The sequence below is a fragment of the Stenotrophomonas sp. MYb57 genome (assembly GCF_002966815.1).
In the GTDB taxonomy this organism is placed as follows: Bacteria; Pseudomonadota; Gammaproteobacteria; order Xanthomonadales; family Xanthomonadaceae; genus Stenotrophomonas; species Stenotrophomonas indicatrix.
This window is the reverse complement of record NZ_CP023271.1, coordinates 2,443,804-2,466,037: the sequence shown is the minus strand read 5'-3', so window position 1 is coordinate 2,466,037 and position 22,234 is coordinate 2,443,804. Positions and strand designations below refer to the sequence as shown.

At 65.7% G+C, this 22,234-nt stretch carries 14 protein-coding genes; 8 read left to right on the top strand and 6 right to left on the bottom strand.

The window, feature by feature from the left end; translation table 11 throughout:
- Position 1 precedes the first annotated feature (1 nt).
- The 4 genes from CLM74_RS11295 to CLM74_RS11280 all read left to right on the top strand — a co-directional run bounded on the left by CLM74_RS11295 (position 2) and on the right by CLM74_RS11280 (position 5,047).
- The gene (locus CLM74_RS11295; RefSeq protein ID WP_105164087.1) at positions 2–1,939 is read left to right on the top strand and encodes a MacB family efflux pump subunit; all 1,938 of its coding nucleotides are present in this window, start codon (positions 2–4) and stop codon (positions 1,937–1,939) included.
- A gap of 113 nt (positions 1,940–2,052) precedes the next feature.
- A complete protein-coding gene (locus CLM74_RS11290) occupies positions 2,053–3,225 on the top strand; it encodes a serine hydrolase domain-containing protein (RefSeq protein ID WP_105164999.1) in 1,173 nt (390 codons plus the stop codon).
- A gap of 69 nt (positions 3,226–3,294) precedes the next feature.
- Complete coding sequence (locus tag CLM74_RS11285) at positions 3,295–3,876, top strand: hypothetical protein (RefSeq protein WP_158684140.1); 582 nt, start codon at positions 3,295–3,297, stop codon at positions 3,874–3,876.
- A gap of 301 nt (positions 3,877–4,177) precedes the next feature.
- A complete protein-coding gene (locus CLM74_RS11280; RefSeq protein WP_105164998.1) occupies positions 4,178–5,047 on the top strand; it encodes a trypsin-like serine protease in 870 nt (289 codons plus the stop codon).
- Positions 5,048–5,118: 71 nt separating this feature from the next.
- Here CLM74_RS11280 and CLM74_RS11275 read toward each other — a convergent pair whose 3' ends face one another.
- The 4 genes from CLM74_RS11275 to CLM74_RS11260 form a co-directional block, all read right to left on the bottom strand.
- The gene (locus tag CLM74_RS11275) at positions 5,119–5,583 is read right to left on the bottom strand and encodes a hypothetical protein (protein WP_234003335.1); all 465 of its coding nucleotides are present in this window, start codon (positions 5,581–5,583) and stop codon (positions 5,119–5,121) included.
- A gap of 71 nt (positions 5,584–5,654) precedes the next feature.
- Complete coding sequence (locus CLM74_RS11270) at positions 5,655–5,915, bottom strand: hypothetical protein (protein ID WP_158684139.1); 261 nt, start codon at positions 5,913–5,915, stop codon at positions 5,655–5,657.
- The gene (locus tag CLM74_RS11265) at positions 5,912–14,623 is read right to left on the bottom strand and encodes a glycoside hydrolase family 94 protein (RefSeq protein ID WP_105164084.1); all 8,712 of its coding nucleotides are present in this window, start codon (positions 14,621–14,623) and stop codon (positions 5,912–5,914) included. The genes CLM74_RS11270 and CLM74_RS11265 overlap by 4 nt, the downstream gene beginning before the upstream one ends.
- Positions 14,624–14,953: 330 nt before the next feature.
- Positions 14,954–15,919 (bottom strand): AraC family transcriptional regulator, encoded by a 966-nt coding sequence (locus tag CLM74_RS11260; RefSeq protein WP_105164083.1) that lies wholly within the window; start codon positions 15,917–15,919, stop codon positions 14,954–14,956.
- Between the two features lie 190 nt (positions 15,920–16,109).
- On the opposite strand from CLM74_RS11260, the gene CLM74_RS11255 reads away from it, so the two are divergent.
- Positions 16,110–17,267 (top strand): MFS transporter, encoded by a 1,158-nt coding sequence (locus CLM74_RS11255; RefSeq protein WP_199776047.1) that lies wholly within the window; start codon positions 16,110–16,112, stop codon positions 17,265–17,267.
- A gap of 280 nt (positions 17,268–17,547) precedes the next feature.
- Positions 17,548–17,895, top strand: coding sequence for an RcnB family protein (locus CLM74_RS11250; RefSeq protein WP_105164081.1), 348 nt, complete (start codon positions 17,548–17,550; stop codon positions 17,893–17,895).
- 79 nt (positions 17,896–17,974) lie between these two features.
- Here the strand turns inward: CLM74_RS11250 and CLM74_RS11245 are convergent, their stop codons facing one another.
- Positions 17,975–18,253 carry a hypothetical protein gene (locus tag CLM74_RS11245; RefSeq protein ID WP_033832140.1) on the bottom strand — a complete coding sequence of 93 codons (279 nt, stop codon included), beginning with the start codon at positions 18,251–18,253 and terminating at the stop codon, positions 17,975–17,977.
- Positions 18,254–18,528: 275 nt separating this feature from the next.
- Here CLM74_RS11245 and CLM74_RS11240 point away from each other — a divergent pair, with 275 nt between their 5' ends.
- The gene (locus CLM74_RS11240) at positions 18,529–19,581 is read left to right on the top strand and encodes a sensor domain-containing diguanylate cyclase (protein ID WP_105164080.1); all 1,053 of its coding nucleotides are present in this window, start codon (positions 18,529–18,531) and stop codon (positions 19,579–19,581) included.
- Positions 19,582–19,686: 105 nt separating this feature from the next.
- Here the strand turns inward: CLM74_RS11240 and CLM74_RS11235 are convergent, their stop codons facing one another.
- Complete coding sequence (locus tag CLM74_RS11235; protein WP_105164079.1) at positions 19,687–20,934, bottom strand: arsenic transporter; 1,248 nt, start codon at positions 20,932–20,934, stop codon at positions 19,687–19,689.
- 450 nt (positions 20,935–21,384) lie between these two features.
- On the opposite strand from CLM74_RS11235, the gene CLM74_RS11230 reads away from it, so the two are divergent.
- Entirely contained in the window at positions 21,385–22,119 is a 735-nt protein-coding gene (locus CLM74_RS11230; protein ID WP_234003334.1) for a BPL-N domain-containing protein, read from the top strand.
- Positions 22,120–22,234 lie beyond the last annotated feature (115 nt).

Genomic DNA, 22,234 nt, shown 5'->3' with positions numbered 1-22,234 from the left:
CATGACCCACGCGCTGCTTGAACTGCACGGCGTATCGCGCGCCTACCACACTGCCGCCGGTGAGGTGGTGGTGCTGAAGGATGTATCGCTGCGCATCGATGCAGGCGAATTCATTGCGATCATCGGCCCATCGGGCTCGGGCAAGTCCACCCTGATGAACATACTTGGCTGCCTGGACCGGCCCACCCAAGGCAACTATCGCGTGGACGGTGCGGCCACCGAGCAGATGCCACCGGACGAGCTGGCATGCCTGCGGCGCGAACACTTTGGATTCATCTTCCAGCGCTACAACCTGATGGAGAACCTGAGCGCCATCGAGAATGTGGCGCTGCCAGCGGTGTACGCGGGCGTGGATGCCCAGGCGCGCACGGCGCGAGCACACACACTGCTGGAAGCGTTGGGGCTGGGCGAGCGTGCCGGCAACCGGCCGAGCCAGCTGTCCGGCGGCCAGCAGCAGCGCGTGTCCATCGCCCGTGCATTGATGAACGGCGGTGCGATCGTGCTGGCCGACGAACCCACCGGTGCGTTGGACAATGCCAGCGGCCAACAGGTGATGGCCGAACTGAAGCGCCTGCATGCGCAGGGCCACACGGTCATCCTGGTGACCCACGATGCATCGGTTGCCGCCCACGCGGCGCGGGTAATCGAGATTGCCGACGGACGCGTCGTGGCGGACCGCGGGGTGGGCGGTCGGTTGTCCGCGCACTCCGAATCGCCGCCCGAACGCTCATCGCGTGCCGAGCGGCGTGCTCGACTGGATGGCGTGCGCGAGGTTGCGCACATGGCAGTGCGCTCGATGCTGGGCCATCGCCTGCGCACGTTGCTGACCATGCTCGGGATCATCATCGGCGTGGCCGCTGTGGTCACCGTAGTGGCATTGGGCAAAGGCGCACAGGCGCAGGTGGAGTCACAGATCAACGAGCTCGGTGCCAGCACCCTGGAGATCTTCCCGGGCACTGATTTCGGTGACCCGCGTTCGGCGGAAATCGAAACACTGGTGATCGCTGATGCCGACCATCTGGCCGCACTCAGCTATGTGGACAGCGTCAGCCCGTCCTTGAGCGGCTCGGTGGCCGCGTTGCAGGGCAGCCGGCGTGCCAACACCCAGGTGATGGGCGTTGGTGCGGATCTGCCACGCGTACGCGGCCTGCGCCTGAAGGCCGGGCGCTTCTTCACCGATGCTGAAGTGGACGCACACCGCGCAGTGGGGGTGGTCGACCAGAAGGCTGCCACCGCACTGTTTGCCGGCAACCCGATCGGCAGCACGGTGCTGCTGGGCGGCATGCCGCTAGAGGTGATCGGCGTGGTCGGCGCCAGCGCCTTTGCCGGCGGTGCAACGCCCACCGTCTATGTGCCGTATACCTCCGCGTCCTCGCGCCTCCTGGGCAACCAGCGGCTGGAGAGCATCACCGTGCGGGTGCGTGACAGCGTCTCCACAGGCGCAGCCGAAGCCTCCTTGGCCGCCGAACTGCAGCACCGGCACGGCAGCCGCGACTTCTTCATCTACAACGCCGACCAGATCCGCAAGGCGGTGATGAAGTCCAGCCAGACCATGGCCGCGCTGGTGTCAGCCATCGCCGCCGTCGCCTTGATAGTGGGTGGGGTAGGGGTGATGAACATCATGCTGGTATCGGTGAAGGAACGCGTGCGCGAGATTGGCGTGCGCTTGGCCGTGGGCGCGCGGCAGAGTGACATCCTGCGCCAGTTCCTGATCGAAGCGGTGCTGATCTGTCTCTTCGGCGGCGTACTCGGCGTGCTGTTCGCCTTCAGCGTGGGTGCGTTGTCCAGCCTGTTGTCGCTGGGCGTACCGCTCCTGTTTACCGCCGCGCCGGTATTGGCCGCGCTGGCGTGTTCGTCGGCTATCGGCTTGGGCTTCGGCTACTTCCCCGCACGCAGTGCCGCGCAGCTGGACCCGATCCAGGCCCTGGCTGCGGAGTAGGGGGATTCTGACCATGCCGCGACTACAGGCACGGGCGTCAGTCTCAGCCATCGGCTATCTTGAGAGCCCTTTTCCCACCTCCCTTCAAGCGCCTACGCATGCATGCGAATCCGATGACTGTTCGAAACAGGCGATGGCTCGGCAGCTTGGTCGTATCCGCGGCGTTGTTGGCGGCAGGCTGCGCCAGCGAGAAGGCCGCAACGAAGGATCTCGGGGCGGAGATCGACGAAGTTGCCGCGACCCTGATCCAGCAGCCGCTACTTCATTCGACCTCGATCGGCGTCGTGTACCGGGGCGAGGAATTCGTCCGTCATCGCGGCGACATGGAAACCGGCAAGCCTGGCCCTCCAACCGATGCGACCCTCTACGAGATCGGTTCGTTGAGCAAGACCCTGGCCGGCACCCTGATGGCCAATGCCGTTCTGGAACACAAGGTCAGTCTGGACGACGACGTCCGGCAGTACCTGCAGGGGGACTATCCGAACCTGCAGTACAAGGGCGAGCCCATCCGCATCCGCCATCTGCTGTCGCACACCAGCGGCCTGCCGAACATGCTGCCGGAACGTGCGAACACGGTGTTGGAGGACTTCACCGATCATCGTACGCCCAGCGAACTCAACACCCTCTATGCGCACTACGGCAAGGCTGACTTCTTCAAGGATCTGCACGCCGTCGAGATTGACCGGGCACCCGGCAAAGACTACGCCTACTCCAGTGCCGGAACGGAACTGACAGCGCATATCCTGGAAACCGTCTACAACAGCGACTACGAGTCGCTGTTACGCGGATTCCTTGGCGATTCCGCGGCGATGACGGGTCTCAGAATCAGACTCAGCGACAGCGAAGCGCCCCGGCTTGCGGTCGGCTATCACAGCGACAACCCGATGCCGACCACGCCCATGCCACAGTTGCCGTGGGGCGCCTCCGGGAACGTGAAGGCAACTGTCCCGGAAATGGTGAAGTACCTCAGGTTCCAGCTGGCCAACGGGCCGGTGGTAAAGGAGTCGCATCGGCCTCTGCTCACGTTCGATTCGGAGTTCAGCATCGGCTACTTCTGGAACATCGTTTCCGGTGACCAGCTGAAGGGCGTCTATCATGCGCATCATGGTGGCGTACCGCGGTCGCAGTGCTACATCTACATCGTGCCCAAGTACGATCTTGGCATCTTCATCATCACCAACCAGAGCGGCGACCAGACGGCGCGCGCCATGGAGGCTGCGATCGATACGCTGGTCGAAAAAATCGCCGCGCGGGAAGCTCTCGCTGGCAATGATGTTTCCCGATAGAGAGGGTGTTTCCCAGCTGTCCGGTGTCGTGCCGAACAGTGTTGGCACCCCAGGCAGGAGCATTGCGCATTGATCACCCGTACGTTGAACAGGATTCTACTGCTCGCAGGCTTGGGGCTTGTCATTGCCCCGAACGCCCCGGCAGCAGAATCGATCCGCAGCACCGTTCCCAAGCAGGATGAAATCGATCAGGCGCTGGCACTCGTGTCCTGCAAGGCGGATCGCACCGCATTCCGTGCGTTGGCCCATCAATTGCGTGACATCGCAACCCGCGGGAAGCCATCGGGTGGCTGGCAGCCGATCGCCGGCATGGGTGGGGGTTACAGCAACGCACTGGGCGAGATGCCCGGCGTTGTCGCGGAAATGAAGCTTCCAGCACCGGCTCTGGTCTTCGGTCATCCGTCCACGCGGCTGATACTGTCGCGCAGTTCCGTGGTGGCTGTCTTCGATGCAGCCCTTGCTGCAGACCTCACCAAATCGCTTTCCCTCGATGGGCCGGGGACGCAGGGCGAACCCGGAGGAATGCGGGTGGTCCAGTCAGCACCGGAAGCCCAGGGCGATGGCATTGAAGTGATGGCACTGGTGGCCCAGCGCATCGAGGCCGACCCGATGCCGATCGCCGTGGCCGGGTGTCTGTACTTCACCCGGTGAAGTGCGCGACGTTCTCATGGACGGGCTCCTTCCCGGTTTCCGATCTTCGCTCCGGGGCTGTGAACAGAGGGATTCAAGGGCGCGAACCAACCTCGAAATCCTGCGCACGTACGGGCTGTTCGATCCGCAGGAATGCCAGGCTCGCTTTGCGCGGTGAACATTAAACGTCTCGGCGCGTCCCGGTTTCAATCGTGGTTTCCATCCCTTCGTCGGCCATCACGGGAATTGGTCGCGCGTCCATCAGCAATGTCGATGCGTTTGGCTAGGCTGGATTGATCGACCCCAAGGATGAATGCTCTCGATGAATCGCTGGCTCTTTCTGCTGCTTGCCGCGCTCCCGTTCGCTGCCGGGGCCATCGTCATCCTTGATGATGTCGAAGATGGCAGGTGCCGCATCGAACGATCTGACTTCCCGGCGCTGGCGGACATGCCGGGAGAGGGGCACGGCGTTCTCATCGCCCCGCGTTGGGTGCTGACCGCAGCGCATGCAGCGCCGATGGAAGGGATGGGAGCAACGATCGCGATCAATGGCAACGCGTATGGCGTTGAACGCGTATTCCTGCATCCCGGCTACCGGAGGATGCCCGAGGCTCTGGGCAAGGAGGCGATGGCAACAGGAAGTCCTTCCCGGATCCATGCCTTCCTGGCGGCCTCGGATGACATCGCGCTGATCAAGCTTGCCGCGCCGGTGACCGATGCCACGCCCGTGGCGCTGTATCGGGGTTCAGCAGAGGTCACGCAGGTCGCCGTCCTGATGGGGAAGGGCGCCACCGGCAACGGTGCGGTTGGCCAGTTGCCGGATGCGCAGCACCGTACATCCCTGCGGCGGGCCCACAACACGATTACCGGCGGCAATCAGCGGTATCTCTGGTACCGGTTCGATCCGCCGCCGCAGGGCCTGCCGCTTGAGGGCGTACTGGGAAGTGGAGACAGCGGTGGTCCGCTTGTGGTCAACGACCACGGCACCTGGCAATTGGTGGGACTGGGGTCCTGGATCACGGCCGTACCCGAGCATGCCCTTGAAGCGGGCTTCTATGGCCAGATGGTCCACAACGTTCGCGTGTCACGCTACGTCGACTGGATCGAGGCCGTCATGCGGCAGGGGGACGATAGCCTGCCGCCCAGTAAAACCGGACACGCCAATGGCTCACTTGGAAATGGACGCCCGTAACAGGTTCGATCGTGAAATCCCGCACAAGCTGTTCTGAAGCGGAGCGCGCGCAGATGTGCCGCGCTCAGCGCTCAGCGCACCGCACATGTCGCTGAGGTGGCCCGCGGGGCGGGCACCCGCCACACCTGTTCACCCTCCTCGTCATTGCCCACGTAGAACGCGATGCGCCCATCCTCCTCGCGGCGAAGCGTGGGACTGAACGTGATGGTGTCCATTTCGCCGCCCTTGCCGACGAAGCGCATTTCACCGCCGCAGACAAAGTTCGAACCGGCCTGCTCTCCCAGCGCACCACAGTTCAGTGGCGAGGATTCGGCGCGGACCAACGGCTTTACCCGAGGCTGGATGCGCCCCTGGCCGGCCAGCTCGCAGAAATGGTCGGCGATGGTGTTGCGCATCTCGGCCTGTGAGGGCATCCATGCGGGGCAGTGGGACGCGTCGTCCTGGCAGCTGCTGGCCGGGGCGGTGGAGGCGGGCAGGGTGGACGGTGCTGCGATCGTCCCGGAAAGCGGCAGCAGGGAAGCTGCGATGGCAAGCATCAGGCGAGTGGAGACGGGCACGCGTATCTCTGGTCAGTTGAGCCCGGCATCGTAACGCAGGGCGCTGGCCATCACTCTCCTGACTTCTCCGGCGGCAGGCTGTCATCACGCTCGTACCAGGATGGAAGCTCCAGCGCGTGGCTTTTGAGCATGTCCTGGATGCACGCGTGCGCCTGGCCCCTTTCTGCGTGCTCGCATTGGTCCAGAATCTCCGCAGCCAGCGTTTCAAACTGCGGCCAGAACTGCGCTGGATGGCGCGACCGCGCCAACCAGTGCACCAGCATCTCGGCCAGCGCATCAAGCTGCATCTGTATTTCAGGGCGCACGTTCATCCCGGGGCCGCACCCAGATCAAGCGCGACGCGGTAGTGATGGCCGTCGTCGCGCAGCAGGACGGTGAGGTCCGGCTGCAGCACGCCATCCACGTGCAGCGTGGGCTGGTCCTGCGCAGTGCGGGTCACCACGAACTCGTAGAAGCTGCGGCCGAAGCGGTAGCTCAGTTCGAATGACGGCCAGTGATCGGGCAGGCACGGTGCCAGCGAAAGACGATCGCCCTGCCGACGTATGCCCAGCAGCGATTCGACCAGCAGGCGATACATCCAACCGGCCGAGCCGGTGTACCACGTCCAGCCGCCTCGCCCGACGTGCGGAGGCACGGCGTAGACGTCGGCTGCCAGCACATAGGGCTCGACGCGGTAGGTCTGGATCGCCTCCGGGTCCAGCGTGTGACTGAGCGGGTTGATCATGCCGGCCAGCTCCCAGGCACGCACCGCATCGCCCTGCTGTGCGAATGCCATGGCCGCCCACACGGCCGCGTGGGTGTACTGGCCGCCATTCTCGCGCACGCCCGGTACGTAGCCACGAATGTAGCCGGGGTCTTCCGGGGTCTGGTCGAAGGGCGGATCGAGCAGCTGGATCAGCTTGGCGTCCTTTCGCACCAGGTGCGTGTACAGCGAATCCAGCGCTTGCGAGGCACGTTCAGGCGCGGCGACGCCTGACAGCACCGACCAGCTCTGCGAAATCGAATCGATGCGGCATTCTTCGTTCTGTGACGAGCCCAATGGCGCGCCGTTGTCGAACCAGGCGCGGCGATACCATGCCCCGTCCCAGGCATGCTGTTCCAGGTTCTGGCGCAGGCTTTCGGCCTGCTGTTGGCACCACTCTGCACGGGGTGCATCGCCATGCGCGTTGGCCAGCCCGATGAAGCGGCGGAGCGTGTCATGCAGGAAGAAGCCGAGCCACACGCTTTCACCGCGCTGCTGGTCGCCGACGCGGTTCATGCCGTCGTTCCAATCCCCGCTGCCCATCAGTGGCAGGCCGCGCTCGCCGAGCAAGCGGCAACCGCGCTCGAGCGCGAGCACGCAGTGCGCATACAGCGTGCCGCGCTGCGTCGAAGGCGTGGGCATGTCGTAATACCCTTCCTCTTCGGGTGTCACCGCGCGTCCCTCGATGTAGCCGACCACTTCGTCCAGCACGCTGGCGTCGCCGGTAACCTCCAGGTAGCGGCATGCGCCCTGCGGCAGCCAGAGGTAATCGTCCGAACAGCGGGTGCGCACGCCGCGACCTTGCGGAGGGTGCCACCAGTGCATCACGTCGCCTTCGGTGAACTGGTGTGCAGCGCATAGCAGCAGGTGCTCGCGGGTCAGGTCCGGGCGAGCGTGCACGAGGGCGAGTGCATCCTGCAGCTGGTCGCGGAAACCGAACGCACCGCCTGATTGATAGTAGCCACTGCGTGCCAGGTAGCGGCAGCCGAGCGTCTGGTAGACCAGCCAACCATTGGCCAGTGCGTCCAGCGCCGGGTCTGGCGTGCGCACCTGCACTGTGGCCAGCACGTTGCGCCAGTGGATGCGCACGGCGTCCAGCGCGTCGATGGCCTCATGGGCGCCCTGGCGGCTTCGCGCCAACGCCAGCGTTTCCTTGCGGTTGCGCCCGGCGCCAAGGCGGAACGTCGTTTCGCTGCGGTCGCCTGCAGCCAGCAGCAACGGCACCTGGATCGCCGCGCAGGGATCCAGGCCCGCACCCAGCCGTGAATCCAGGCGCTCGCGACGCAACGCCGCCGGTGCGTGCAGGCTGCCGTTGCGGCCGATGAACTCCAGTCGGTCACAGGTCCAGCCGCAGCCATCGGCATCGGTGTCGAAGAAGGCCATCCGGCCGCCGAAGTCGGTGCTGTAGGTGTTGCGCGCCAGTAGCGCGCCACTCTGCGGGTCACGTTCGGTGAGTACGTGCATGCGCGACTTCGCGCGCAGGTCACCCATCACCCATTCAACGTAGCCGATGGCCGACAACCGCCGTGGCCGGCCCGACAGGTTGTGCAGCCGCAGGACCGAGAACTTCAGCGGCGCGGCGACGTCGACGAAGACCCACAATTCGCTGGCGATGCCGTCTTCAACATGCTCGTAGACCGTGTAGCCGAAGCCATGGCGCGTACGGTACGCGCCGGTGCCACGGCGCGGCAGCGGCATCGGCGACCAGACACGACCGGTGTCCTCGTCGCGCACGTAGAAGGCTTCGCCGCCAGTGTCTGACACCGGATCATTGAGCCAAGGCGTCAGGCGGAATTCGTGTGCATTCTCGAACCATGTGTAGCCCGGTGCACTCTCACTGATGACCGTGCCCAGGCGGGCGTTGGCGATCACGTTGGCCCATGGCGCCGGCGTCGGCGCGCCTTCGCGTACCACCACGACGTACTCGCGGCCGTCCTCGCTGAAACTGCCGGTGCCGTTGTCGAATCGGCCGGTGCCGCGGTAGGGAAGGAAAGGCCACGGGTCGTCCACTTCCTCGTCGTGCTCGGCGCTCGGCGGCAGTCCGGGCTCCGGGCCCAGGTCGGCAACGATGGGCAGTCCGGGCGTCGCCTCCATCGACAGGGCCAGCTCCTGCTGCAGCGCCTGCGGCACCAGAGCCGGGATCCGTCGCGGAGGCAACGGCTGACGCCCCACCTGCGCGACCAACGTACCGTCTTCGTCGCTGATGACCGCCCGTGCCACCGCCTGCAACAGAATGCGGTCCTCGTGGGTCATGTTCTGCACCGGCCGCACGAAAATGCCGCCGGGGCGGTCGAGCAGGCCGGTCTCCGAACTGGCGGCCACCATTCCCAGAATCTGGTCCTGCAGCTCCTGCCGATAGCCGGCCTTGCTGTCGTTCCAGATGACCAGGTCGGTGTTGAGACCCTTCTGGCGCCAGTAGGCATGCGCCTGCACCAGTTGCCGGACCAGTTCCACGTTGTCCGCGTCGGTGACCTTCAGCAGCACGATGGGCAGGTCACCGGAGATGGCATGACCCCACAGCCCGGATTGTCCTCGCTGGTTCTGCTGCAGGACGCCTGCACCGGCGCGCAGCAGCGGACCGGCATACAGCACGTGGCTGGCCAGGCGCTCGTACAGCGATGCCTCGGCCTGGCTTGCGTTGATCTGCCGGCGCACCACCTGGCTGTGTGTCCAGGCCAGGTCGAAGACGCGGTCGGCCAGGCGGCGATCACGGTATTTGTCCACCAGTGCTTCGCAACCGCTGCGACTGGCGCCGATGCCATACACCATGTCCAGCTGTACGGTCTGCTCGGGCTCAAGCACCACGCGGACGCGGATGGCCACGATCGGGTCCAGCACCGAGCCATCGGTGCCGGACAGGTCGGCATCGGTGGTCAATGCCTGCGGCGTCCGCGGCGTGTTGCCACGGCCCAGGAAGCGCGCACGGTCGGTTTCATAGGAGATCGCCACCACCTCCGCATCGTGCACCGCCACCAGATGGAACATCCACGGCGGCACCTCGTCGTGCGAACGTGGCCGGCGCGTGCACAGCACCGCCTGCTTTGCGGCCAGGATCTCGCTCTGCACGAAGAGGTTGCTGAAGGCCGGGTGCGCATCGTCGGCCGCGGCGGGTGCCAGCACCACTTCGGCATAGGTGGTGATCTCCACCGTGCGCGGGCGACGGCTGCGGTTGGTCAGGCGCAGGCGCCTGAGCTCGATGTCGTCCTCGGCGGAGATGGCGACCTGCAGGTGGCTCTCGCAGCCGCGGCGCACACCGCGGAATTCCGCCTTGGCGTCAGAGAAGATCGCCTCGTAATTGTCCACTGCCACGCAGGTGGGCTGGTAGGCGGCAGACCAGAACTCGCCGCTGTCCACGTCGCGCAGATAGCAGAACGTGCCCCATGCATCGGTGGTGCCGTCCTCGCGCCAGCGGGTAAGCGACAGGTCGCCGTGGCGGCTGTAGCCGCCGCCGGCATGGGTCAGCATGCCGTGGTAGCGACCGTTGGACAGCAGCTGCACTTCCGGGCGCGGGCCACCCGGGTCGCGCAGGACGCGCAGGGACGTCTCGTGCTCGGCCAGTGCCGAGTGCTCGCCAAGCGCTTCGACCTCATGTGGATGGAACACGCCCACGCGCGGGATACGTTCCTGCAGCAGCAGCAAGGTCGCCTGGAACTCGACATCGGCAAGGAAGCGGCGCTGCATCGGCTGGTCGCGCAGCAGGTAATCCAGCGACAGCAGGCCCATGCCCTGGTGGTGGGCCATGAACGAACGCAACAGGACGTGATCCTGTCCCGGCGGCACCCGGGTGGGCGTGTAGTCGATGGCCTCGTACATGCCGAAACGCCCGCAGAACCCCAATCCTTCCAGCACCTGTAGGTTCTGGCAGGCCGCTTCCGGCGCCACCATCAGCGCCATCATGCTGGCATAGGGCGCGATGACCCGGTCCTGGCCCAGGCCGCGCTTGAGCCCCAATCCGGGCACGCCGAACGCCCGGTACTGGTAGTTCAGGCGGGCATCGACGGCGTTGTAGCCGGACTCGGATACGCCCCATGGCAGGTTCAACGTACGCCCGTAGACGATCTGCGCCTCGACCGCGTGCCGTGCGGTCTGGTCCAGCAACGTGTCCGGATAGCTGGGCATCACCAGCTGCGGCATGAGGTACTCGAACATCGAGCCACTCCATGACAGCAGTGTCGGCGTGCCGTTGACCTCGGTGAGCATGCGGCCGAGCGCGAACCAGCTTTCCTGTGCCAGCTGGCCCTGCGCAATGGCAACGAACGCGCCCAGCCGCGCTTCGGAAGCCAGCAGGTCGTAGAAGCTGTTGTCGAGGCGGTGGTCGTCTACGTTGTAGCCGATCGAAAGCAGGTTGCGGGTACGGTAGAACAGGAACCCGTATTCCATCAGCGAGAACTGCCCGGCGCGGTGCGCCAGGTCCTGCAGCTGCTCGATGCGCGCGCGCGCGTCCGCGCCGGCCGTACCGGGCAGGGCGGCCAACTGACGCAGGCTTGGCACCGGTGCATCGACGGCCGCGCTGGCATCGGCAGGGATATCGGCAAGCGAGGCGTGGGCGGCATGGCATTCGGCGGCGAACAGCGCCGGCCAATGCAGCTCACCGTCCTCGGGCGAGGGCGGTGCCGGCCATTGCAGCAGCACGGCGTCGGCCAGACCGGCCAGTTCCTGCAGACGGGCCAGCGACTGCGCCGTCCCGACGGGACGGTCGACACGCGTAGACGCCAAGCGCTGGCGAAGATGATTGAGCGCCTCGACCAGCGGCGCATCGTCGGCGCGATGACGCTGCCGCTCCTCTTCCAGCACGCCCAGCGTATCGGCCAGGCCATCGAACGTGTGCGGCGCCAGCACCGGGGCGTCCACCAGCGCGAGCAGGCCTTGGCGCAGGGTAAGCAGGTGGCCGGCTAGGTTGCCGCTGTCCACCGTGGAGACGTAGCGCGGCGGCAGCGGTGCCAGGGTTTCGGTGTCGTACCAGTTCAGGAAGTGGCCGCGATGGCGCGGCAGCTGGTCCAGCGTATCGAACGTGCGGGCGGTACGTTCAGCCACCGCGCCCTGCTGCAGATAGCCGAAATCCCACGCAGACAGATTCGCCAGCAGGGACAGGCCGATGTTGGTCGGCGAGGTCCGCCGCGCGACCACCAGCGCAGGATGCTCCTGGATGTTGTCCGGCGGCAGCCAATGGTCCTGCTCGCGCACCCAGGCCTGGAAGAAGGACCAGGTGCGCCGCGCCAGCCGGCCCAGGAACGCCCGTTGCGTGACCGACAACTCGGCCACGCTTGCCGCCGGCGGGCGGCCCAGCCACGCCATCAATGCCGGCGCAAAGGTCCATGCCAACAGCAGCGGCAGGGCGATCGGCAATGCCTGCGGACGCACGCCGGCCACCACAGCCACCAGCGCGAGCGCCAGCAGCGAGGCCGGCGCCATCACCCGCCATTCCGCGCCACGGTCGCTGCCAAGGCGGCGCTCGACTTCGCTGGAGGGATTCCATTGCAGCAGGTGACGGCGTGTGACGGCCATGCGCCAGAGCGTGCGCAGCACGGCGTCACTGGCCAGCAGTGCTTCGTAGGGCAGGCACGCAATCTGGGTGGATGCGCGCAGCAACGACTGCAACGTACCGCGCCCGACCTTGATGTAATGCGCTTCCAGCGGAGTGTCTTCCGGAACGCTCAGGCCATCACGCAGCATGCCTATCAGCGGCGGCGCGAACCACAGCGCCAGCACCCACGCGGTCCACGCAGCAGGGTTTCGCGCATACAGCCAACCGGCTACCAACAACGCCAGGGCAGCGATCGGCACCACGCTCCGGCGCAGGTTGTCCAGCAACTTGCCGCGCGAGAGCAGGCTGAGCCGGTTGCGTTCCCAACCCGAACCCGGGCGCGGTGTCCACGGCAACAACCACGGCAGCAGCTGCCAGTCGCCACGGATCCAGCGCGCACGGCGCTTGGCGTCGGCGGCGTAGCGCTCGGGATAGTCCTCGTACAGGCGCACATCACTGACCAGGCCTGCGCGTGCATAGCAGCCTTCCAGCAGATCGTGGCTGAGGATGCGGTTCTCGGGCAGGCGGCCTTCCAGCGCATGCTCGAAGGCGTCGACGTCATAGATGCCCTTGCCCACGAACGAGCCTTCGTCGAACAGGTCCTGGTAGACGTCGGAAACCATGCGCGTGTACGGATCGATGCCGGGCTCGCTACCGAACATCCTGGCAAAACGCGAGGTGCGGCGCCGGCCCAGGCTGGTGCCGACGCTGGGCTGCAGGATGCCGTAGCCCTCCACCACGCGTTGCAGCTGCGGATCGAAGCGCGGGCGGTTGAGCGGGTGCGCCAAGGTGGCGACGAACGCGCGTGCCGCATCCCGCGGAAGCTGCGTGTCCGAGTCCAGCGTGATGACGTAACGGACGCCGATCAGGGCCGCCGCGTCTCCGACGATGCGCATGAACGCCGCCGCATCGCCTTGGCGGAGCAGGGCATTGAGCGCGGCCAGCTTGCCGCGCTTGCGCTCGTGGCCCATCCACACACCTTCGCCCGGGTTCCATTGCCTGGGCCGGTGCAGCAGGTAGAAGCGGTCGCCGCGCTCGGGCGCGTAACGATGGTTCAATTCCTCGATCCGTGCCACGGCGTGCGCAAGCAGAGCGTCGTCCATCGGCGCCTGTGCTGCTGGCGCGTCGAGAAAATCCGTCAACAACACGAAGCGCAGCTGGGGATCGCGGTTGGCCAGGAAGCGCACCTCCAGCGCTTCGACCAGAACGTCGATGCCGTCGACGCTGGACAGCATCGAGGGGACCGCGACCACGGTGGCGCACGCGGCAGGAATGCCTTCGCTGAAATCAAGCTTGGGAAGCGGCCTGGGCGCGACCAGCACCGTCGCAGTCCAGTTCACCAGCACGATGCCGAGTTCACTGAACACCAGCAGCCCGAGCAGCGCGGCCAGCCAGACAGGTACCGAGCCGCTGCCGGTTGCCAGCAGGCCGCTGGTGGCCAGCACCGCCAGCAGGCCGATCGGCAGCAGGTACAGCGCAAGCGGCACGCGATGCGCCAGTCGCCGTGCCTTGCGGTGGCGCGGTGCTGCCTCGGCCACCGCCGCAACAGTGGTCTGCAGGCCTTCGCCGACCAGCCAGTAGCCCACGTGCGTGCGTGGGCCGTCCGCCGGCGTAGCCGCCCGTGCCAGGTCCAGCGCGATGGTCGCAACGCGCTCCTCGGCGATGCGGCTGCCGCGGGCAATCTTCTCCACCACGTGGCGGTAGGCATCGCGGGTGCCGAAATCCATCTGCGCATAGACGCCCATGGGGTCTTCCCGCAGCCGCTGCTCGACCACACTCATGTCTTCGACAAAGGTGCGCCAATCCATGGTGGAGAGGAAACGCAGGCTGCCGATGCTGTTGCCGATGGAGACCTGGTCGGCCGCCTGCTGTTGCCCCTCGGCGGCAACCAGTTCGTCGATGCGCTGCCCAGCCGCTGCCGCCCACTGTTCCAGCCAGGCGATGGGCATGGCCCACGCGCCGCCGCGCCCCTGCAGCGAGCGCGTCAGTTCGGCGATGAACGCGCCGGTCAGCGGCGGCGCGGATCGCGCCATGTCGGCAACCACCAGAACCACATCGGTAGGGGTGTCGGACGCCGCGCGATTGAGATTGTCAGCCCACTGCGTAGCGAGGCGGCGGTCGGTCCCATCGCGCATCACCCGCGCGGCCATGCGCCGCAGGTTCTCCAGCAGTGCCAGGCGCAGCATGATCGGAACCGCCCACAGTTCGCCCAGGCTCAGCGGCGCGAGCGACTGGTACGAGGCGATGAAGCGGCCCAGCGTATCGGCGTCAATGCGGCCGTCACCGTGCGCGATCGCCTGCATCGACAGCTCATACACCCGTGGCAACCCGGCCGATGGGCCGGAGGCAAGTGAAGGCAACTGGCGGCTGTAGCCGCGCGGCAGGTGGCGTCGCGCGGTCTGGATCTGTTCTTCGACCAGGTAGTAGTTGTCGAGCAGCCATTCCCCCGCCGGGGTCACCGGCCGCTGTTCGCGCACCACGCTGCTCAGCAGCGTGTTGGCGTCTTCCAGCACGCGCTCGTTGGCCTGCAGCCGTTCGAGCAGGCGCTCAGGACTGGGGCGCAACCGCACGCGATGCTGTCGCGCAAGCGCGCGGCCGTACTCCTCCATCTGTTCAACGTTGTACAGCGCGGCACGCAGTGGGCCCTCGGTGGCCTCGATGGCCGGGGCCGACGCCTGGTGCTCGCGCCAGCGCCAACGCACACGACGACGCAGGCGCAGCCAGCGGCCAAAAAGACGACGAAGGTGGGGCATAGGTTACCGATGGGGGCAGGGCGCGTCCTGCATGGTTGCATTGCAGGGGCCGTGGTAACTGTGAAGGCCGGGCCCGGTTGGCGTACTCGCCGCTCAATGCGGTCTGATCCTGAGGCGACCCGGAGTCAGCAAGGCAAGGGTAGTGCCGGCCGCTGGCCGGCAGCGCGCCATCCATCGCGCTCCTCGGCTACGATGGATGTCAGCCTGCCCGGCGCACTGCTGGTCTTCGGGAACGTAGTGCGCATTGATGATGAAGCGCGCTGCAGAGCTGCAGCGGCGATGAACCGCACAGTGCGAGACGATTGTTCGGAAGCAGGGCGGCAGGTCTTTCTATGTCGAGGCCAAGACGCGCCCGCGCCGGGTCGTGCCAGGCGAGTGCCCGATGACGCGCTTGTAGGCGCGACTGAACGCTGCCTGCGACGCGTAACCGAGACGCTCTGCCACTACCTCGATCGGTAGGCTCTGGTGGGTCAGCCATTGACTTGCCAATTGCATTCGCAGCTCAGTCACGTACCGCAGGGGTGCGGTTCCAATAACGGTCTGGAACCGATCTGCAAAGACAGAGCGTGAGATGTTGGATTCTGCGGCCAGCGCTTCGACGGTCCAGTCACGCCCGGGGTCTCTGTGCAGGGCAAGCAACGACAGCGATAGACGCGGGTCGCGCATGGCCATGACCAGGCCGGATGCGCCGTCGCAACCGCGCTCGACCCAGTCACGAACGATCATGGCGGCCACTGCATCCGCCAGCCGGGAGAGTATTCCTGCATATCCGATACGTCCGGAGCACACCTCGCGCTTCATCGCGTCGACCATGGGCAACAGCCCAGGGAACTGCGTGCCGTTGCCATCGGCCAACATCACCGCCGGCATCACCTTGCTCAACCCTTGCATGCCGCCCAGATCGAACACCATGCAGCCGTGGAAGAGCACTGCGCTCGGCACGGCGTGCGTGCTCGGGCACGTGTCTATGCCGCTCACCGCGTCACCCAGCGGGGCTGCGTCTATCGTTTCCAGGCACTGGACGGGGTGGTCGTCGCCCGACAGCAACGCGTGTCCTTCTCCGCGGGGAAGAAGCACGACATCCCCGGCAGACAGGCGGTGTTGGCTACCGTCCGCGCCACGAAGAATGGCAGTGCCCACTGCCAGGTAATGGAAGTAGGCATGGCCTGGCTTCGGAGAAAATCCAAGCCCAAAGGTCGGCCCGGTCTGAATGCGTCGGTATTGAACGCCATGCAGCCGCATGCCGGTCAGCAGCTCGCTGATCAGGTCGGTGGGCTGGGATGGAGCGTGGCTCATGAGACGGCCCGGGGTTTCGATCAAAAATACAGGTCAGGTAATCATAGATCATCCGGGTGTAGCTCCCTAGACTCTCGGCTGCACGATTGCACTGGGATTTTTGATGAGTAATGACGTAGCTGATGCCGCAGACGCACCTGATTCTGTGGCCTGGAGTAGCGGGGAACCTTCTTCGTCGGCATGGGTAGCGGTGTTTTCGCTGGCCATGGGTGTCTTCGGGCTGCTCACGGCCGAATATCTGCCTGCCAGCCTGTTGACGCCGATGGCGGCGGACCTGGCGGTGTCGGAGGCGCTGGCTGGTCAAGCAGTGACGGTCACCGCTGTAGTGGCCCTGTTCGCTGGCCTGCTGGTGCCGCGGCTCACCCGTTCGATAGACCGGCGCCTGGTGCTGTTGAGTTTCACGGGTCTGATGATCCTCTCCAACGCCCTGGTGGCATTGTCGTCCAGCATGGGCGTCCTGCTGGTGATGCGCGTCCTTCTGGGCATCGCGCTGGGCGGTTTCTGGAGCATGGCAGCGGCCGTGGCCATGCGGTTGGTGCCGCCGCAGCGCGTGCCTCGCGCGCTTTCCATCATTTTCAGCGGCATTGCGGTCGGCACCGTGGTTTCCGTTCCTTTGGGGAGCTACCTGGGAGGTCTGCTGGGCTGGCGCAGCGCCTTCTGGGCTGCGACGGCGGTAGGTGGACTCACGTTTGCGTTCCAGTGGTTCACGCTGCCCCGAATGGCCCCGCGCAAGGCGGCAGTCCCAGAGTCGGTGGTGGGGCTCCTGCGCCGGCCAGGCGTTGCGGTCGGCATGCTGGGCTGCGTTCTGGCGCACACCGGTCAGTACTCGCTCTTTACGTACATCCGCCCCACGTTGGAGAGCCTGGGGCAGATGAGCGCGGATGGCCTGGCGCTGATTCTGCTCGGATTCGGTGTGGCGAATTTCGTTGGCACCCTGCTGGCCGGCTGGCTCATGGAGCGCAGCTTGAAAGTCACGTTGGTGATCATGCCCGCTTTGGTTGGCGCAGCCGCGCTGGGCATGCTCCTGTTTCCGGTGGGCGTTGGCGGGCTGTCGGTCCTGGTCGCGCTCTGGGGCCTGGCCTTCGGTGGCGTGCCCGTGGCCTGGTCGAGCTGGGTTGCACGTGCGGTGCCCGATCAGGCCGAGAGTGCCGGCGGGATGGTGGTCGCTGCTGTGCAGTCTTCCATCGCCGTGGGTGCCGCTTTGGGCGGCCTGGTGTTCGGGTTCGGGGGCATTGTTGCCGTGCTCACCGTTGCTGCGGCGGTGATGCTCATCGCGAGCCTGCTCATTGTGTTCCGTGTCAGGGTGAGTTCGGCGACGTTGTCGGCGGGTCCGGCGTTTCACATCTAGCCGTCATCTGTCCTTCGTGCTGCGTGGAGCAGCATGAAAGGCGCGCGGCAACCACCGCGCATGTGCAGCCCGACCGGATGGTGCATGCCGATGGCCCGCTGATCACCGCCAGCGCCGCGATGGCACTGCTGGTCGATCAGAGGGTGAGGGCGCCGCATTGCTGACTGCGGGTTTGCGGGCGCCCATCGGGTCCGATCGGGGTGCACGGATTCATTCACAGGCGCTGCCCTATATTCCGGGTCACAACGCCGCATACCGCGGCTGGACCGGGAACATTCCCATGAAAACCAGACATTTGCTTGGCATTGCCCTGGGCGCTGCAATCACCCTGATGGCTGCCCCTGCCTGGGCCGATCCGCCGCACCATGCACGTGGCAACGGACCGCCACCCCATGCAGGCGGCCCCCACAACCGCGACGCACCGCCGCCGGGCTGGCAGAAAAAGGCATGGCGCCGCGGCGACCGCTTGCCCTGGGCCGAGGTTGACCGCCGCTACTGGGTGGACGACTACGCGCATTACCGTCTGCGCGACCCCGGTCGCGGTCAGCGGTGGGTGCGGCAGTCGGATACGGAATACCTGCTGGTGGAGATCGCCACCGGCGTGATCATCGACGCCTTGCGTCGCTAGGGATTCCGGCACGGGCCCCCGGGCGGCACGCAGCCGCCGCGGGGGTAATGGCGGCACGACCGCCGGTGACATCGCGCTCTCACCCCGGCAACTCGCACTTCATCTTGCCGTCCACGTAATACGGCTTGGGTACGTTCGGGTTGTCGCTGGTCTTCTCAAAGACCACTTCGAACGACGCTGCGTCGGGCGAGCCCTTGCGATCGGTACACGCGTCGTGGAGTTTTTTCTTGACCGCAGCAATGCCGGCCTCGCGGTTGGCACCGTCGGCGCTGTTGGTCAGGTTCACGGTTTCAGCCAGGGCCAAGGGGCTGAAGGCAGACAGGCAGCCGGCGATCATCAGGGTATGCAGCTTGGTCAAGGGGTGCACCTCGCGGAGGTCCAATGAGGCGGTCAGCATAATGCGGGAGCGTTAACAGCACGTGCCCGGTAGCGCTACGCCTGGTCGATCAGGAATGCCGTCGGGCGCAGGTATCTCGTCGCCCCGGATGGAGCCCACGTTCGCAATCTCGCGATGCGACTGCGATTGCAGCACTCCATCTCTCATTGACCTGTCGTTGACGCACAGATGTCAGACTCGCGCACAAAGGGGTGTCCGGCTGAATTGCAGGGGAGTGATCATCAGGAGAGCTGGCAATGCCGTTCTTCACTGATTCAACAGAAGTCGCCGTCGAGGGCGTCGGTGCAGCCCGGCGCATCGGCTGGATGCGCTTCGTGGGGAACGGCTTGGGCGCGCTTCCGATTGCCTCGATCATTCTGAAGCGTCAGGCGGATGCTGCGCCCTGGGTGCTGCTGTTGCTCAACGCCCTCGCATGGCCGGCGCTGGCGATGCTCCTGACACGTCGCGCCCGTGAGCCTGCAGCAGCGCAGTTCCGCTGCATGATCGTCGACTCTCTCTTTGGAGGCGCATGGATCGCCTTCATGGCCCTCAGCACGGTGCCCAGTGCGTTGTTTGCCGCGCTGCTGGTGGCCGACAAGATCGCCGCCGGCGGCATCCGCCTGGCAACGAGGGCAACCCTGGCTCTGATGGTCGGTTTCGCCGCCACCTGGCTTGCCCTGGGCCTGCCTTATCAACCCATCACCTCGCAGCGCACGGTTGTCCTCAGCCTGCCTTTCCTGTTCGTCTACGGCATCGGATTGAGCGTGCTGAGCTGGCGGCTGGCGCGCCGGGTGAAATCACAGAATCGCCAACTGCAGCGCCTGAGCCGGATGGACCCGCTGGTGGAGCTGGCCAACCGCGGTTTCCTGATCCAGCGCGCCCAGCAGGTGCTGCAGACGGGGCAGCACCACGGCGGCGACGCGTGCCTGCTGATGCTTGATGTTGATGATTTCAAGCGGATCAATGACTCGCATGGCCATCGTGCCGGCGATGAGGTGCTTCGCCGCATCGCGGTAGTGCTGCGTCAGCTGGCCCAGCCGGGTGACATGCCAGCGCGTCTGGGCGGTGATGAGTTCGCCGTCCTGCTGCGCCAGCGGATACCGGCAGAGGCCATGGATGTGGCCGAGCAGATAAGGCACTACCTGCAGGAGCCGGGCGCCCCTGAAACAGCCGATATCCAGTTCAGCGTCAGTATCGGCATCGCCGCAGCGGCTGGCACGGGCAGCGCAGAAGATTGGCTGGCGAAGGCGGACAAGGCGCTCTATCACGCCAAACGGCACGGCAAGAACACCGCAAGCTACGCCGAGTAATCTGCACCGGGGCGGTGTACTGACCAGGTGTCTGTGAGGTAGTTGCCGATCCTGGGCGCTGCGCTGGTCGCGATAGGCGCGCCTGGCGTTCCAGCCCGCGCCTGATCAGAGCAGCAGCAGCGCCCCGATCAGCGCGGGCGGCATCACCAGCGCGCCGACACGCAGGAAGTCGAGCGCGCTGACATGCTCGCCTTCGCGGCGCAGCGCCACCAGCCACAGCATGGTAGCCAGCGAGCCGGTCACCGACAGGTTCGGGCCCAGGTCCACGCCGATCAGCAACGCCGCGCGCGTCTGCGCCGGCAGCTCGGCCATCTGGCCCAGCGAGCCCGCCGCCAGGCCCACCGGCAGATTGTTGGCCACGTTGCTGAGCAGTGCGGCAGCGCCTCCGGCCAGCCACCCAGCGTGGTGCGGCGAGGTCTGCGCCAGCGCCTGCAGGTTGCTGGCCGCTGTCTGGATGACACCGGTCTGCGAAACCGCTTCAACGAGCACGAACAGGCCGGCCACCAGCGGCAGCACGCCCCAGGAGACGTGGCGCAACAGCGGCAGCGGACTGCGGCGCTGGCGGATCGCCACCACCGCCACGCTCAGCGCGCCCGCACAGAACGTTGTCAGGCCCAATGGGCCGTTCAGTGCGGAGGTCACCAGCAGCACGGTGCCGGTGAACAACACGCCCAGCGCACTCAGGCGGCCACCCTCGGTAAGCGGGCGATGCTCGGGCGATGCCGCCAACGGCTGCGCGATCTCGCGGCGATGCACCCAGCGCAGCACCAGATACGTGGCACCGATCGCGGCCAGCGAAGGCAGCGCGAACTGCGCCAGCCACTGCAGCAGCGGCGGCATGTGGTTGCCGTACACCACCAGGTTGGCCGGGTTGGAAATAGGCAGCACGAAGCTCGCCGCATTGGCGATGAACGCGCAGACAAACAGATAGGGCAGGGGGTTGGTGCGGGCCGCCTTGCACGCCGCATAGACCGCGGGCGTCAGCACCACCGCCGTGGCATCGTTGGACAGGAACACCGTCACCACCGTGCCGACCAGGAACACCAGGTCGAACAACCGCCGCCCCGAGCCGCCCGCATGCCGTACCGCATACAGCGCCAGCCAGTCGAACAGGCCCTCGCGCCGCGCCAGCTCGGCCAGCACCATCATGCCGACCAGGAACAGGTAGACATCCCGCCCTTCGGCAACCGCGTGCCAGGTCGTGCCGAGCGACACCGCCCCAAGCAGCGGAAGCAGCGCGGCCGCGCCCAGCGCCCACACGTACTCCGGAATGCGGAACGGCCGGAACAGCAGGCCGACGGTGGCAACGGCCACGGCCGCCCAGATGATGAAGGGGGAACAGGAAGCGAGCATGGAGTGGGTGGGTCTCAGCTGCACCGGCGCGAGCCAACAGCAACGCGCGCTAGAGCGATGGCAAGTGCGAGAAAGTCGGCATCATACCGTGCCGGCTGCAGCGCCGGTCCCGCCAGCAAATGGCTGTGGCAGGCCCCGACGTGCGCCCGACTGAAGGCGCATGCCATTGACCGTGACGCATCACGGTAATATCGATTCCGAACATCCGCATCGCATGGGTAGTGCCGGCCGCTGGCCGGCAAGACGCCAAGTGGCGCCGCCTCAACTACGGCTCGGTGGCCGCTACAAATGTCGGTGGGACAGGGACGCAGTGGACATGCTCCCGCATCATTCTGTGTCCATTTGATTCAGAGCAAATTCACCCGCAATGCAGCGTAATCCGGCCACCCGCCACCGCTCTTGGCCACCGTCGTATGCAGATGACTTCAGTGATTTACAGGAGATCTTCCGGTGGCTAAATACCTGTGGGCAGGAATACTCCTGACATCACTGCTCCCGGTTTCGGGCGCGGCGTTATCCTCGACTCTTCCTCGTATCGCAGTCTATCGTGGCGATGCGGGATGCGATGACTGCTCTGAGACCGTTCGACGCTCGATCGAAAAATCGGGAAAGTACCAGGTGGAATACGTCGGGTCGGATGAGCCGCTGGATGTTACATCTGAAAATCTGAAGCGCTTCGATCTCTACATTCAACCTGGTGGAGGCCAGAATATTCCAGCTGCTCTTCGTGCTCTAGGCAAGCAGCGTTCGAACGCCATCAGGGAGTACGTCGATCAGGGCGGCCACTACCTTGGCTTATGCATGGGCGCGTATCTGGCGGACGCGAACAATCTAGCGCTGATTGACGAGGAGTTGGATAGTGCCGTCAACCGTCCTGGCTTCCCAGTGCATTCGATTGTCGACGATTCCGTTGCCGTGGAGTGGCTTGGGCATCAAGATCAAATATTCTTCCAGGACGGCCCCTATTTCCCTGAATCTCCCTCTCCTGGGTTCAAGGCGCTTGGGCACTACAGGAATGGCGATGTAAGCGCCGCCGCGTACCGCTATGGTTCGGGAAAAGTTGTTCTGACGGGTCCGCACCCTGAGGCCAGCCGAGCGTGGTTTGAACAAGCCGAAATTCCAGTCAACCAAATGCCAAGATCTGACGTGATGGGCAATATTCTGGCCGAGGCCCTGGCGCGATAGCGCTCATCACTCACACCCACTGCAACACGATGGACGTGCATATATATCCTGCATGCATTGGTCATATGCACTCCCGCGCTTCTTCCAGGATGGCCCGGAGGGTAGATTCCCCTGA

Bases quoted from the DNA above. Each gene is read 5' to 3' on its own strand.
- CLM74_RS11295 (WP_105164087.1), top strand. From the start codon at position 2: ATGACCCACGCGCTGCTTGAACTGCACGGCGTATCGCGCGCCTACCAC.
- CLM74_RS11290 (WP_105164999.1), top strand. From the start codon at position 2,053: ATGACTGTTCGAAACAGGCGATGGCTCGGCAGCTTGGTCGTATCCGCG.
- CLM74_RS11280 (WP_105164998.1), top strand. From the start codon at position 4,178: ATGAATCGCTGGCTCTTTCTGCTGCTTGCCGCGCTCCCGTTCGCTGCC.
- CLM74_RS11275 (WP_234003335.1), bottom strand. From the start codon at position 5,583: ATGCTTGCCATCGCAGCTTCCCTGCTGCCGCTTTCCGGGACGATCGCA.
- CLM74_RS11270 (WP_158684139.1), bottom strand. From the start codon at position 5,915: ATGAACGTGCGCCCTGAAATACAGATGCAGCTTGATGCGCTGGCCGAG.
- CLM74_RS11265 (WP_105164084.1), bottom strand. From the start codon at position 14,623: ATGCCCCACCTTCGTCGTCTTTTTGGCCGCTGGCTGCGCCTGCGTCGT.
- CLM74_RS11260 (WP_105164083.1), bottom strand. From the start codon at position 15,919: ATGAGCCACGCTCCATCCCAGCCCACCGACCTGATCAGCGAGCTGCTG.
- CLM74_RS11250 (WP_105164081.1), top strand. From the start codon at position 17,548: ATGAAAACCAGACATTTGCTTGGCATTGCCCTGGGCGCTGCAATCACC.
- CLM74_RS11240 (WP_105164080.1), top strand. From the start codon at position 18,529: ATGCCGTTCTTCACTGATTCAACAGAAGTCGCCGTCGAGGGCGTCGGT.
- CLM74_RS11235 (WP_105164079.1), bottom strand. From the start codon at position 20,934: ATGCTCGCTTCCTGTTCCCCCTTCATCATCTGGGCGGCCGTGGCCGTT.